The following is a 14,384-nucleotide window of genomic DNA, read 5'->3' on the forward strand; positions in this document are numbered from 1 at the left end:
GGAGAGCCGTCGCAATCTTCCCATCTCCTTCAATTTCCCATCCGGACCGCTTCCATCATGACCGAACCGAACTCTATCGCTGAAAACTCCACCGGATATACCGAGCCCACATCTGCCGAAAAACGCAGAAGGGGTTCCGCCACCAGACTGTTCTGGTGGGGGGCAGCAGCTGCCGCTTTTTTGGGTGTCACTGTGTGGCTGATGCTGGCTGGCGAAGAAACACCGGCAGCGGCGCAGAATGCGCAGGCCGCCAAAGTGTTGCCGCATGTGTCCGTCGTTGCGGCAGCGTCCTATGACTTTAACGCGAGCCAGGATGTTGCCGGTCTTCTGGCCGCCCGCAATGATATCTCGATTGGAACGGCCGTGACCGGTCAACGTATTGTCGAGGTTTCTGTTGATGTCGGCGATGCCGTCGCCGCCGGGCAGCTGCTGGCGCGGCTGGAGAGCAAGACGCTCGCCGCACAGGTCCAGCAGACCGAGGCCAATGTTGCCCGTTCGCGTGCTGCGCTTGCGGAAGCCGAGGCCGCCGAGATCGAGGCAAGCGAAAATCTGCGTCGCGCCGAAGGGCTTTCCGGCTCCAGCGTCAGCAAGGAGCAGCTTGGCCAGCGTCGCGCCGCGGCGGCCATGGCGGCGGCGAAAATCGAAGGCGCGCGGGCGGAACTTGCCGGCACGCAGGCGCAGCTTACCCAGAACCGTCTTGAACTGGAACGCACTGAAATCCTGTCGCCCAAACCCGGCGTCATCACCCAGCGCCACGCCCGCATCGGCGCGATGCCCGATAGCACCGAACCGTTGTTTCGTCTGTTGCAGGATGGAGAGTTGGAGTTTCTGGCCGAAGCGCCGGAACGGGTGCTGCCGTCGCTGCAGACCGGCCAGTCCGTGACGATCACCGTCAACGGCGTCAGCCGGCCCATTCAGGGCACCATCCGTGTCGTCGAGCCGGCGGTCAACACCCAGAGCCGCCTCGGTATCGTGCGGATCGCCGTTCCTCCGTTCGCAGATCTGCGCACCGGTGCGTTTGCCCGTGGCAAGGTCGATCTTGGTGAGCGCCGGTTCCGTGTCGCCGTGCCGGAGGCGGCCCTGCGGCTGCGCCGTGAAGGCACCGCACAGCTCGTCGTGGTCGATCACAATGACAGGGTGGCGCGACGCACCGTTCGCCTGGGGCAGGCGCAGAACGGCATCATCGAAATCCTTGAGGGGCTGGAACCGGCCGAACGCGTCGTTAAAAGCGCCAGTGCTTTTCTGCGTGACGGCGACCAGATCGTCGGCGTGGATGAGATGGCGCAGAAAGGGGAGGGTCGTTGATGACCAATATTTCGTCCTGGGCCATCCGCCGTCCGATCCCTACTCTCGTTCTCTTCCTGCTGTTGACGATCGTCGGCATCCAGTCCTTTTTAAAATTGCCGGTCAACGCCAATCCCCGCGTCGATTTTCCGATCGTTACTGTGTCCATCGCCCAGGCCGGTGCTGCCCCGGCCGAACTGGAAACACAGGTGACCCGGCGTGTCGAAGGCGCGATCTCCGGCCTTGCCGGCATCCGGCATATCCAGTCGACCATCGGTGACGGCCTGTCGACCACGACGGTGGAGTTCCAGCTCGGTATCGACACCGCCCGCGCCACCAATGATGTGCGCCAGGCGGTCTTGCAAATCCGCACCGAAATGCCGCGTGATATCGAGGAGCCGATCATTGCCAGCCTGGATGTCGAGGGTGGGGCGATCCTCTATTTCGCCGTTCGTGCACCGCAGATGTCGCCTGTCGATCTCTCATGGTTCGTTGACGAGACGATTGCGCGGGAACTCCTGACAACCAAGGGCGTGCAGCGCGTGCAAAGGCTTGGCGGCGTCAGCCGCGAAATCACGGTGCAGCTTGACCCCGACCAGCTCATTGCCTTCGGCATTACCGCCGAGGATATCAACAATCAGGTTCAGGCGTTCAACACCAATGTGCCCGGCGGCAGAAGCCGGCTCAATGAAAAGGAACAGTCGATCCGCGCGGTTGGCGGAGCGATTACCGCCGGCGAGCTTGCGGAACGGCCGATCAGCCTTCCTAACGGCCAATGGACGACGCTCGCCACGCTTGGCAAGGTAACGGATGGATCGGCCGAACCGCGCGAGTTGTCGCGCCTTGATGGTGACCCGGTGGTCGGCTTTTCGGTGTTCCGGGCCAAGGGTTCGAGCGATACGGCCGTCGAAAATGGCGTGAACGCCACCATCGCACGGCTGACCGACACTTATCCGGGCGTTGAGATTGATCGGGTGCTTTCGACGGTCGATTATACGAGGGCGAGCTACGAAGTCGCCATGGAAACCCTGATCGAGGGCGCGGTGCTGACGGTCGTGGTGGTGTTTTTCTTCCTGCGTGACTGGCGTGCGACGCTGATCGCCGCCGTTGCCATGCCGTTATCGATACTGCCTACATTTGCGGTGATGCTGTGGCTTGATTTCACCCTCAACAGCATCACCCTTCTGGCGCTGACGCTGGTGATCGGCATTCTCGTTGATGACGCCATCGTTGAGGTGGAAAATATCGACCGCCACCTGCATATGGGCAAGCGGCCGTTTCAGGCGTCGATCGATGCGGCGGACCAGATCGGTTTTGCGGTTCTGGCAATTACCGCCACCATTGTTGCAGTGTTTCTGCCGGTCAGCTTCATCGGTGGGGTGATCGGGCAATATTTCAAGCAGTTCGGGCTTACGGTTTCGGTTGCAGTCCTTGCCAGCATGCTGGTTGCGCGTCTCGTCACCCCGCTGATGGCTGCCTATCTTCTGGCGCCGAAGGCGGTGAAAGTGGAGGAGCATGAAGCGCCGAAATCACGCCTTGGCCGGGCTTATGTCGCGCTTCTCGAGCTTGCGCTGCGCCACCGGTTGAAAACCTGTGGCATTGGCGTTCTGGTGCTGGTGGGTTCCTTCCTTCTCGTTCCACTGCTGCCATCGGGTTTCCTGCCGAGCGACGACCGCAGCCTGTCGCGAATCCAGATCGAACTGCCGCCGGAATCGACATTGCGCGATACGGATGATGCCGTGCAGTCGGTAACGGCGACGCTCCGGCAAATGCCGGAGGTCAAAAGCATCTTCGCCTCTGTCGGCCGTACTGATGACGGGCCGGATGTTGCCCGCGCTTCGCTGCTAGTCAATCTGGTGCCTTCGTCGGAGCGGACGCTTTCCCAGCGCCAGTTTGAACTGGCTGCCGCAAGCGTCATAGCCCGCACGCCGAATATTCGCTTTGCATTCCAGAACGAAAATGCGGCGCGCGACATTTCCATCATTCTCGTCGGCGATGCGCCGGAGAAGCTCGCGGCCGCGGCGCTTGCCGTCGAAACAGGAATGCGCGGCCTTGCCGGCATCGCCAATGTGCAGACCATCGAACCCCTGCCACGCGCCGAATTGCAGATAAGACCACGTTTCGATGAAGCGGCCCGGCTTGGCATTTCCACGCAGTCCATCGCCGCCGTCATGCGTATTGCAACCACGGGTGATACCGACGCCAACTCCGCCAAGTTCAACATTGGCGACCGGCAGGTGCCGATCCGCGTGATGATCGACAGGGATGCGCAGAGCAATCTCGATACGCTCGGCATGCTCAGGGTGTCGGGAGCAAATGGCAGCGTGCCGCTGATGTCCATCGCCGATCTTTCGGTTTCGGAAGGGCCGGGACAACTCAACCGCTTTGACCGTCAGCGCCGCGTGACAATCAGTGCCGATCTTGCCGGCATTCCGCTGGGCGTGGCGCTGGAGCGCATTCACGCCTTGCCTGCCATGGCGTCGCTTCCAGCCGGGGTGCGGGAGGTGCAATATGGCGATGCGGAATATATTGGCGAGATGTTCCAGAGTTTTAGCGCGGCCATGCTGTTCGGCCTGCTTATGGTGCTCGCCGTACTGGTCGTTCTGTTCAAGGACTTTCTCCAGCCGATCACCATTCTCGTGGCGCTGCCGCTTTCGGTGGGGGGAGCGATCGTCGGCCTCATGCTCTACGGCGGCGCCCTCGATCTGCCGGCCGTCATTGGCCTGTTAATGCTGATGGGCATCGTTACCAAGAACTCCATCCTGCTGGTGGAATTCGCCATCGAGAAGCGAAACAACGGCCTTGACCGCCATCGAGCGCTGGTTGAATCCGGGGTTGAACGCGCCCGGCCGATCATCATGACCACGCTTGCCATGGTTGCCGGCATGATGCCGGCGGCGCTGGGCGTGGGGGCGGATGCCGGTTTTCGCGCGCCGATGGCGATTGCCGTCATTGGTGGCCTTATCACCTCCACCCTGTTGAGCCTCGTTTTCGTGCCTGTCGTCTTCACCTATATGGACGACCTGCGCGGCTGGCTGGGCTGCAGATTGCAGCGCCTCACTTCCGTCACGGCCGCTGACCGGGCAGGGGCGGAACAGCTGATGACCGGCGGGGCTGAAACGTTGCGGGGGCAGGGATGATGCCCGGCCACCAGATTTCAGGCACCAACGCACCCGTCATGCGAGACGATATTGCCGCCGCTGTTTGCCGTTCGGACGGTTTCCTGTCCGGCCCGGTTTTTCTCGATACCGGCTCGGAAAATGTCGTCGCGCTCGAAGCGCAATATCATCTGCCCTGTTATCGGCCGGCGCTGTTCGACAGGCTGGAGGTGGTGATGCCAACGCTGCTTGCCGAGGCTGTTCCCAAACGGCAGGCCGAGTTTCTCGCAGGGCGTTTTCTGGGGCAGGCGGCGCTGAAGCTTCTGGGCAGGCCTTCCGTTCCGATCGGCATCGGCAACAAGCGCGAGCCAGTGTGGCCGCCGGGCATATCCGGTTCCATCAGCCATTCCCACGGCATATGCGTCAGCATGGCGACGCTGGACGGTGAGGCGATGGTTGGCGTTGACATCGAGAAAATAGAACCTGGCGCGGTTACCGAGATCATCCTGAAACGCGCCCTCGACACGCTGGAGCGAGAGCTGATTGCCGATCGGGAACAATGCGACGGTCGCGTGCTGCCTTTTCTGGTGTTTTCCGCCAAGGAGACGCTGTTCAAAGCACTTTATCCGATCGTTGGACGTCACTTCGATTTCCATGCCGCACGTCTTTTCGAGAGGCCCGACCGTGACGAATTGCGGCTGGAGCTGACACGCCCGCTGCATCGGTCGCTTCCGGCCGGCAGCCGTTTCCATATTCGTTTTTCAGTGACAGGCAGTTTCGTCCGCACCTGGCTGATTTGTCGTTAAAACCATGTTTTCAAGGAGATATTCATGAGTGACAGGGATCTTCGCATAACGCTGGTGCAAGCCGATCTGGCCTGGGAAAATGCCGGGCAGAACCTGCAGCAATTCGACCGTCATCTGGATGAGATCGGCGCGACGGACCTGATCGTTTTACCGGAAATGTTCACAACCGGCTTCAGCATGAATCCACAGGCTGTCGCGGAACCCATGGACGGGCCAGCGGTGGAATGGATGCGGGAGACTGCCCGTCAGCACGATGCCGACATCGTCGGGAGTGTGGCGATTAGAGAGGACGGCCGTTATTTCAATCGGCTGCTCTGGGCCCGCCCGGACGGTGCGCTCATTCATTATGACAAACGGCATCTCTTCACCTATGCCGGGGAGCATGAGCACTATACGCCGGGGCAGGCGCAACAGGTGGTGCATTTGAAGGGCTGGAACATCGCGCCCTTCATCTGCTTTGATCTCAGATTTCCGGTCTGGTCGCGCAATCGCGGTCAATATGACGTAGCGCTTTATATTGCGAGCTGGCCCGCCCGCCGGGCTGCGCATTGGAAAAGCCTGCTGCCGGCACGCGCCATTGAGAACCAGGCCTATGTCATAGGGGTGAACCGCGTCGGCATTGACGGCAACGACCTTGCTTATGACGGCGACAGCATGGTCATCGATCCCCTGGGAGACATATGTTTTCACGCCAATGTGAATGCTGTCGTGCACCAACAGCAGCTTTCGCGCCAGATGCTCGACGATACAAGGGCGAAATTGCCGTTCCTGCGTGAATGCGAGCAGTTTGAATTGACCGTTTAAGGTGTAATCGGCGCGCAGGACCAGTCGGGGCGGGTTGACAGTCCGCCTCGATATAATTAATGGACTAAGCGCTCAGTTAATTTATGGGAGCAATCATGGCCCGCAAGCTCGATCCGGCAAAGCATGAAGCCAAGCGGCAGCAGATACTTGAAGCTGCCATAAGCTGCTTTGCACAAAACGGGTTTCACCAGACCACCACAGCGCAGATATGCGCGGCGGTCGGCATGAGCTCCGGCAATCTTTTCCATTATTTCGCCAGCAAGGAAGCGATCATCGAAACGATCGTTGCCGAAGAGCGGCGGGAAACCGCCGCCTATTTTGCCGAACTTGGCGCGGCGGACGATCAGTTCGGTGCGGTTCTGGGCTTTGTCGATGCATCGCTGGAACTTGCCACCGACCCCACCTATGCCCGGCTGGTGCTGGAGATCGCCTCAGAAGCGATCCGCAACCCGGCTATTCATGCGCTTGTCAGGGCAGCCGATCAGGAAATCCGGGCAGGGATCACCGATCTTTTGCGCAAGGGAATGGAGCGTGGCCAGATCGACGCCAATCTCGACGCCGAGCGTGCTGCGACATGGATCGCGGCGCTGATAGACGGCGTTTTCTCACGCCTGGCGGTCGATCCCGATTTCCGGCCACTCGAAGAAGCCGACATGATGCATCTGATTATCGGCCGCTTTCTGGCTGCAAGACAATCTGCCGGTGAAATGGCTGAGATCGGGCAAAATCCGACGCCGGCAACGGCTGGTTGATAGGCCTGCAGGGAATGCCCAGGGAAAACCGGTCCGCGGTTTTCTGTTCCTTTGCTTCCGGCAGTCGCTGACAGGCGGCTCCGGGTTCGCGGATATTTACGAGAAAATCCGAGATTTAAAGCGGGGCTTTTGACAGTCAGTTTTCATTAATTCAACTGAAGATGTCGGATTTATGAAAATTTCAACGCAAAGTATATTAATGCTTTTCAAATGAATGAATGTATGTTTTATACAGCCTCAGACGCATAAAGGCGAAATGAGCTGAGAAAACTCTCATATTAATATTCCGAACTCGGAGTATTAATAATATTTTTTGCATGCGATACGGCCTCCATTTCTGAATTACATCGTAATTTTTCTTGTCTCTGACGGGAGCGTTGCTTCTCGTCCCCAGGGAAGGACTATTCCTGTGATGCTGCAAAACCGTAATTCCGCACCGCCACCTCTCGATATCGCCATTGTCGGCATGGCCAGCCATTTTCCCGATGCGGCCGATCTCTATGATTTCTGGTCTAATATCGTGAACGGTCATGATGCGATCCGCGACATAGGCACGGTCGATCCCGTGGAATATTGGCGGCCGGAGGACTTCTACGATCCCGATCCGCGCGCCGCTGACAAGGTCTATGGCCGCAAGGCCGGCTTTGTGCCGCCGATCGATTTCGATCCCGTCGGTTTCAAGCTGCCGCCGCTGATGCTTCAATCAATCAGTACGGCGCAGCTTTTCGCGCTGCATGTTGCAAAACAGGCGATGGCGGATGCCGGTCTGCTCGGCGCGGGCGCTGAAAAGACCGACCGTGACCGCATCGGTGTCATTCTGGGCGGCTCCGGCAACGGCAATACGGCGTTCTCGCTCGCCGTGCGGCAGCAGGTTCCGTTCCTGCGCCAGATTCTTGTAAATAGCGGGCTGTCAGCCGAAGTGGCGGAAGAAACGATTGAACGCCTGCAGGGGCTGTCGCTGGAATGGAATGAGGATAGTTTTCCTGGCTTTCTCGGTAACGTGGCCTGTGGCCGTATCGCCAGTTACTTCGATCTCGGCGGCACGTCCTATATGGTGGATGCCGCCTGCGCGAGCAGTCTCGCCGCCATCAAGGCTGCCATTGGTGAACTGACGGATGGCAGCTGCGACGCTGTTCTGACCGGTGGTGTCAATCTCGAAAACTCGATTTTCTCGTTCCTGTGCTTTAGCAAGACGCCGGCTTTGTCGAAAAGCAACCGTTCGCGGCCATTCGACAAGCAGTCGGACGGCATGATGCTGGGTGATGGCGTCGGTTATCTGGTGCTGAAGCGGCTTGCGGATGCCGAGCGTGATGGCGACCGCATTTATGCGGTGATCCGCGCACTTGGCGCGTCCAGCGACGGTCGTGCCAAAAGCATCTTTGCGCCCCGTTCCGAGGGGCAGGTGAAGGCTTTGAAGCGCGCCTATAGCCAGGCCGGGCTGACGCTTGCCGATATTCAGCTGATCGAAGCGCATGGCACCGGCACGGAATCCGGTGACGAGACCGAGATTAAAAGCCTTATCAGACTATCCGAGGAACAGGGCATCGATGCGGGTCATGCCATTGCGATTGGCAGCATCAAATCGCAGATCGGGCATACGCGCTGCGCGGCAGGTGCGGTGGCAATGATGAAAGTGGCGCTTGGCCTCTATCACAAGGTCCTGCCGCCGACCATCAATGTGGAAGACCCCACCGATGTTCTCGCAAAACCCTTTTACGTCAACAGCCTCGCACGGCCATGGATGCGCCCGGCCGGCGGCGAGCTGCGGCGCGGCGCCCTGAGCGCCTTCGGTTTCGGCGGCACCAATTTTCACGTCATTCTCGAGGAATACGAACCGGAAACGCGGGAACAGACATACCGGCTGAACCGCGCCGCTGAGGTCTTCGTGTTTCATGCGGCAAACCCGGCTCTGCTGGAGGCGACCTGCCGTGATGCGCTTTCGCAGCTTTCCGGCGAGGGCAGGGCGGCGTTCTTCGACGCACATCTGGCCGATGGCGGCAGGCTTTCTCCACCTGCGGCATCCGCTCGCCTCGGTTTTGCGGCCGCGACGCCCGAACAGGCGCGCGCGTTGCTGGCGGAAGCTCTGGCGCTGTTGCAATCCAGTCCCGATCAGGGTTTCGATCATCCGGCCGGAATTTACTACAAGCCTGAGGCCGCCCCAGTGGCAGGCCGTATCGTCGCACTTTTCCCCGGGCAGGGCGCGCAATATGTCAATATGGGGTCTGGGGTCGCGGTCGATTACCCGGAGGTGCGCCATGCCGTGGAAGCCGCGGATGCCGTGGCTGTAGAGGCAGGCCTGCCAGCCCTTTCGGGTGTGATCTATCCGCCGCCGGCCTTTTCCGACGAAGAGACCATGCGGCAGGCCCGTGAACTTACCCGCACCGCCAATGCGCAGCCGGCTATCGGGGCGGTAAGCGCCGGTTATTTCCAGCTACTGAAACGGCTTGGTTTCACTCCGGATTTTGTTGCCGGACACAGCTATGGCGAGCTTACAGCCCTCTGGGCGGCAGGCGTGCTTTCGGATGGGGATTTTCACCGGGCCTCGCTTGCGCGTGGTCAGGCTGTCGAAACTCCGAGCGGGCTTGACGATCCCGGTGCGATGCTTGCGGCACAGATGCGCCGGGAGGAAGCGGCGGAATTGCTGGCGGCCGTGCCGGATATCGTAATCGCCAATGATAATGCGCCGGAGCAGCTGGTATTCGGCGGCGCCACCGAGGCGATTGCCCGCGCCCAGGCCTGGCTAACCGAACGGGGCCGCCGTTGCCAGACGCTTCCGGTTTCGACGGCCTTTCACACATCTTACGTCAGACATGCGGCGGATCCGTTCCGGGATGGAATTGCCGGAATTGAATTCTCGCAGCCAAGCTGCGCGCTTTATTCAAGCGCGACGGCGGAGCCCTACGGCAGCGACCCCGCGCTTTATGGTGATGCGCTTGTCCAGCAACTGGTGCAGCCCGTGCGGTTCCGGGACATGATCGAGCGACTGCACGCCGATGGCGGTTATCTGTTCGTCGAGATCGGGCCGAAAGGCATTCTCGGTAAACTGACCGGTGACATACTGAAGGGCAAACCGCATGCGGTGGTTTCGCTCAACCCGAGCGCCAATGGCGAGGAAGCATTGCAATTCCGCCGGGCACTGGCAAAACTGGTGGTGGAAGGTGTGGCTCTTGCCGAAGCCGACCCCTATGCCCGCCCGCGCCCGCCGGAGGATCGATCGGTGAAGCCGGCAACCAGTTTCAGGCTTCAGGGCGGCTTTTATCTGACCGACAAAAACCGCGCGCGGCGCGAACATGCGCTGCGGCATGATACGGCCGTCGTGGAGAAGTTTATCGCCGAGCGTGCCGCAGGCTCGCCTGAACCGGCCGCTTCTCCGGTCGTTCAGGCCGCACCTCAACCTGTTGAGGTGGCTGCGGCTTTTACGCCGATTGCGAAAACTCTTCCTTCCTTTCCCCGTTTGTCCTCCTCCATTCAGCCCTCCCATGACACTGACAGGATCGAGATAGCGATGACCAGCCAATCCGAAAATATGTCGAAGCCGGACCAGATGGACAGGCAGATCGAAAGCCAGAATCTGCTCAGCCAGCTTCACCAGCAGTTTCAGACCAACCAGAGCGAATATATCAATATGCTGGGATCTCTGGTCAGCAAGCAGCATAACCTTCTGGAAAAATTCCACGGTCATCCGCAGATGGAAAGCATGACCGCGAGCCTTGCGCGCAGCCTGCAATTGCTGGAGCGCAATCAGGAACTCTACCACCTCAATCACGAGCGCTATTTCGACAACCAGATGTCCCTGATCAGCGGCGAGGTGGTTCGTAGCCTGCCGCATTCCCCCGCCTATATTCCCAATATGCTGGACATGCCGAAACCGGCGCATCCGGTTACGGTAACGCGGCAGGAGAGTTTCGCGCCGGCGCCATTGGCTGCACCCCGGGCTGCCGATAGGGCGGTTTCTGCACCGATCACCTCCATAGCCGCGCCGAAACCGGTGATGCCGGTGATGGCTGCGCCGCAGATAACCGTGCCTCAAACGCCGGCACCCGCCGCACCGGCTCCTGCTCTCAGCGACGAGGACCAGGCGAGGATCGCCGTTCTCGAAGGTATCACCGAAGAGCGGCTGATCCGCGAGTTGACGGATATCGTCAGCGAGCGCACGGGTTATCCGGTCGATATGATTGGCGACCAGATGGACCTTGAGGCCGATCTCGGCATCGACTCCATCAAGCGGCTGGAGATTTTCGGGGCAATGTTCGACCGGCTGTCGAACGGCACCCGGCTTCTTGAAGATGCGGACAAGAACCGCAACGACGAGAATTTCGACATCGAAACCATGAGCAATATCCGCAAGATGACGCAATTCTTCCTGCGTACGGTCGATGAGTTGCTTGTGGCCGTGAAAGGCAGCTCAGCCGTTGCTGCTGCCCCAGCGCCGGTTATCTCGGCCCCGGCACTCAGCGCCGAGGATCAGGCAAGAATCGCGGCGCTTGAAGGGATCACCGAGGAGCGGCTGATCCGCGAACTGACTGACATCGTCAGCGAGCGCACGGGTTATCCGGTCGACATGATCGGCGATCAGATGGATCTCGAGGCCGATCTCGGCATCGACTCCATCAAGCGGCTGGAGATTTTCGGGGCAATGTTCGATCGCCTGTCGAACGGCACCCGGCTTCTTGAAGATGCGGACAAGAACCGCAACGACGAGAATTTCGATATCGAAACCATGAGCAATATTCACAAGATGACGCAGTTCTTCCTGCGCACTATCGGTGAGTTGCTGGCCGATATCAAAGGGGCCACTCCAATGGCTGCGGCCGTCGCCAAAACCGCGGCGTCGACTGCACCCGCCAGCGCCCCGGCTTCAACCGGCGCCTCCGTTGTGACCCTGCAACGTCTCGGCGTGGTGACATCAACGAAACTGTCGGACATCGGCGATGGGGAGATATCACAGCCAAAAAAAGCTTCGGCTGAGCGGGATGCATCTGCGCTTCCTGCTCAGCCGCTCAATGCCGCCCCTTCCGTCTATCGTCAGCGAGTGGTTCCTCAGGACCTTGCCCGGCCCGACCGGACATCGCTGGCCCTTGGGGCCGGACGGATCTGGCTGCTTGTTGATGATGGCAAGGGACTGAGTGAGGCGGTGGCCTCCCGCCTCGTTACCCTGGGCGAGAAGGTCGCACGCCTTCAGATATCCGCGCCGGCCAAACCGGCAAAGGGCAAGAGAACCGCAAAACAGTCATCCTCCATGCCGGCGATGGAAGGTGTGCGGGATTACGGTCTCCAGGATCGCGGCAGGGTGTCTATAGAGGCCATGATCGCTGAAATCGAACAGGCGGAAGGCCCGATTGGCGGCTTCATCCATCTGCAGCCACCAACGGCTGCGGCATCGATCGGCGAGGTATTTGCGGAAACGGGTTACGAGGCGGCTGAAATACTCTTCACGCTGGCTGGAGTGCTTCAGCCACGCCTGACGGGGACGGGAGCACGCAGTTCCTTCTTCATCGCCAGCCGATGCGACGGTGCTCTTGGAACATCGGGCAGGGGATTGTTCAACGCCATCGGCGCAAGTTTCGGCGGATTGTCTAAATCACTCGCCGTTGAGTGGGACGATGTTTTCTGCCGCTTTGTAGATATCGATCCGGCACTGCCTGACGAGGAAGCGGCCGGCATCCTGATCGAAGAGCTGGAAGACCCGCAAACCGCACTGGCGGAGGTGGGACGTGGTCCTGACGGGTCCCGCATGACACTGACGAACCAGGCCGAACGGGTGATCGACCAGCCGGAAACCGTGCTCGATGCGGATAGCGTGCTTCTCGTCAGTGGCGGCGCGCGCGGCATTACCGCCGATTGCGTGATCGCTCTTGCGGAGCGCCATCCCGTTCGTTTCGCTCTCCTCGGACGAACCGATGTCGACGCGCCATTGCCCGACTGGGCAGAAGGCATCGAGGGAGATGAAGCGCTGAAGACAGCCGCGATTGCGGCGATGCAGGCCGAAGGTGAACAGCCTACGCCGGTGAAGGTCGAAAAAATGCTGAATGGTGTACGCCATGCGGTGCAAATTCGGCAGACGCTGGCGAAGATCGAAGAGCTTGGCGGCAAGGCGGCCTATTTCGCCTGCGATATCGCCGACGCGAAGGATGTCGAACGCACCGTGACTGCGGTGGAGGAGACCTTTGGCAAGATAACCGGCATCATTCACGGTGCGGGCCTGCTTGCGGACAAGCGGATCGAGAAAAAGACAGCGGAGGATTTCCGCGCGGTCTTCCACACCAAGGTGCGGGGTCTGCAAAATCTGATGCAGGCAATGCAGCCGGATACCATCAGGCAGCTTATGCTCTTTTCATCCGTATCGGGCTTCTTCGGCAATGCTGGACAGACCGACTATGCGATGGCGAACGAGGTGCTGAACAAGTTCGCGCATATGTTCAAGGCGCATTATCCGGATGCCTTTGTGCGCAGCATAGGCTGGGGTCCCTGGGACAGCGGCATGGTCAATGACGTGCTCAAGAAGGCCTATGGTGAACGCGGGCTGGCGATCATTCCGGTGGAAACCGGGATACGGTTCTTCGCTGAAGAATTCGGTTCCGGTCATGGTCCACAAATTCTCGTCGGCGGCGACAGCTACAGGGTCGCAAAAACGGTCAAGACGAAGGTAGCACCGCGTGTCGTGGAGCGCAGGGTCGATCTCACTACTGCGCCCTTCCTGGCCGACCATGTGGTCGACGGACGTTACGTCCTGCCTGCCACGGCCGCGGCCAGCTGGCTGGTCAAGCTGGCGGAAGATATGCTGCCTGGCTACCGTTTTGAAACCCTGCTCGGTTTCAAGGTTCTGAAGGGTGTCACGCTGGAGGCGGAAGAATCCTGCCTGCTGGAAGCGCAGATAGAACCGGCGGCGGATGTGTCAGGCCCAATGGCCGGTGACAGGTATGCCCTGACGATCTCGGTCTATAGCCGGACGGGCTCCGAGCGTCAGAACCGCTATATGGGCACCGTGGTGTTGAGCCGCGAGCTGAGCCTTCGCCCACGTCTCGGGGCCTTTGATCTGGGTAAGGATGACGAGCCGCTGGGTTACCCGCTTTACGGCATGCCGCAGGAAGGTCCGCTTCTGTTCCATGGCCCGAGCTTCCGGGGGCTGCGGGAGGTGCTGAACGGTGGCGATCACGGTCTCACACTCGCTTGCGAGCTGACGCCGGTGAAAGAGGAAATGCAAGGGCAGTTTCGCACCACCTCGTTTAATGCCTATCTCGGCGATGTCTTCATGCAGGCGCCGTGGTTGTGGCTGATCCTCGGCAGCGATTATGCCGGGCTTCCTTCCGCCATCGGCCGCGTCGACCAGTTTGCAGCGCTCGGTTTCGGCCAGCCGTTCTTCCTCTCCATGACGATAAAATCCCTGACGCAGGCGAGCCTTCTGGTGGATATCGCCGTGCATGACGAGGCGGGACAACTTTATTTCCGGCTCTCGGATGTCCAGTTCACCGTTTCCAGGCAGCTGCGAGAGCGGCTGGTCGGGCGCGAAGACAAGGTCGAGGCGGCAGAATAGCCGCCCCGATCAAGGCCCGGAAAAGCGAAGGCTTTCCATAAACTCGTAACGACAGGCAGTGAGAAGCGTTTCCGTGTTCCGGTTCAGGCCGGAGACGCTCTCCCTC

Annotated in this window: 6 protein-coding genes; all 6 read left to right on the top strand. The window is 60.0% G+C overall.

Translation table 11 applies throughout. From position 1 onward, the window contains the following. Positions 1-57: 57 nt before the first annotated feature. The 6 genes from M0412_RS05415 (at position 58) to M0412_RS05440 (ending at position 14,278) form a co-directional block, all read left to right on the top strand. Positions 58-1,305 (top strand): efflux RND transporter periplasmic adaptor subunit, encoded by a 1,248-nt coding sequence (locus M0412_RS05415; RefSeq protein WP_269699577.1) that lies wholly within the window; start codon positions 58-60, stop codon positions 1,303-1,305. Continuing rightward, complete coding sequence (locus M0412_RS05420) at positions 1,305-4,424, top strand: efflux RND transporter permease subunit (RefSeq protein WP_269699576.1); 3,120 nt, start codon at positions 1,305-1,307, stop codon at positions 4,422-4,424. The genes M0412_RS05415 and M0412_RS05420 overlap by 1 nt, the downstream gene beginning before the upstream one ends. Continuing rightward, a complete protein-coding gene (locus M0412_RS05425) occupies positions 4,421-5,188 on the top strand; it encodes a 4'-phosphopantetheinyl transferase (RefSeq protein WP_269699575.1) in 768 nt (255 codons plus the stop codon). The genes M0412_RS05420 and M0412_RS05425 overlap by 4 nt, the downstream gene beginning before the upstream one ends. A gap of 24 nt (positions 5,189-5,212) precedes the next feature. Next, complete coding sequence (locus tag M0412_RS05430) at positions 5,213-5,992, top strand: amidohydrolase (RefSeq protein ID WP_269699574.1); 780 nt, start codon at positions 5,213-5,215, stop codon at positions 5,990-5,992. 95 nt (positions 5,993-6,087) lie between these two features. Next, positions 6,088-6,744 (top strand): TetR/AcrR family transcriptional regulator, encoded by a 657-nt coding sequence (locus M0412_RS05435; RefSeq protein WP_142839751.1) that lies wholly within the window; start codon positions 6,088-6,090, stop codon positions 6,742-6,744. Between the two features lie 412 nt (positions 6,745-7,156). Further along, complete coding sequence (locus tag M0412_RS05440; RefSeq protein WP_269699573.1) at positions 7,157-14,278, top strand: type I polyketide synthase; 7,122 nt, start codon at positions 7,157-7,159, stop codon at positions 14,276-14,278. Positions 14,279-14,384: the final 106 nt, after the last annotated feature.

Source organism: Agrobacterium sp. O3.4, assembly GCF_041414895.1.
In the GTDB taxonomy this organism is placed as follows: Bacteria; Pseudomonadota; Alphaproteobacteria; order Rhizobiales; family Rhizobiaceae; genus Agrobacterium; species Agrobacterium cucumeris.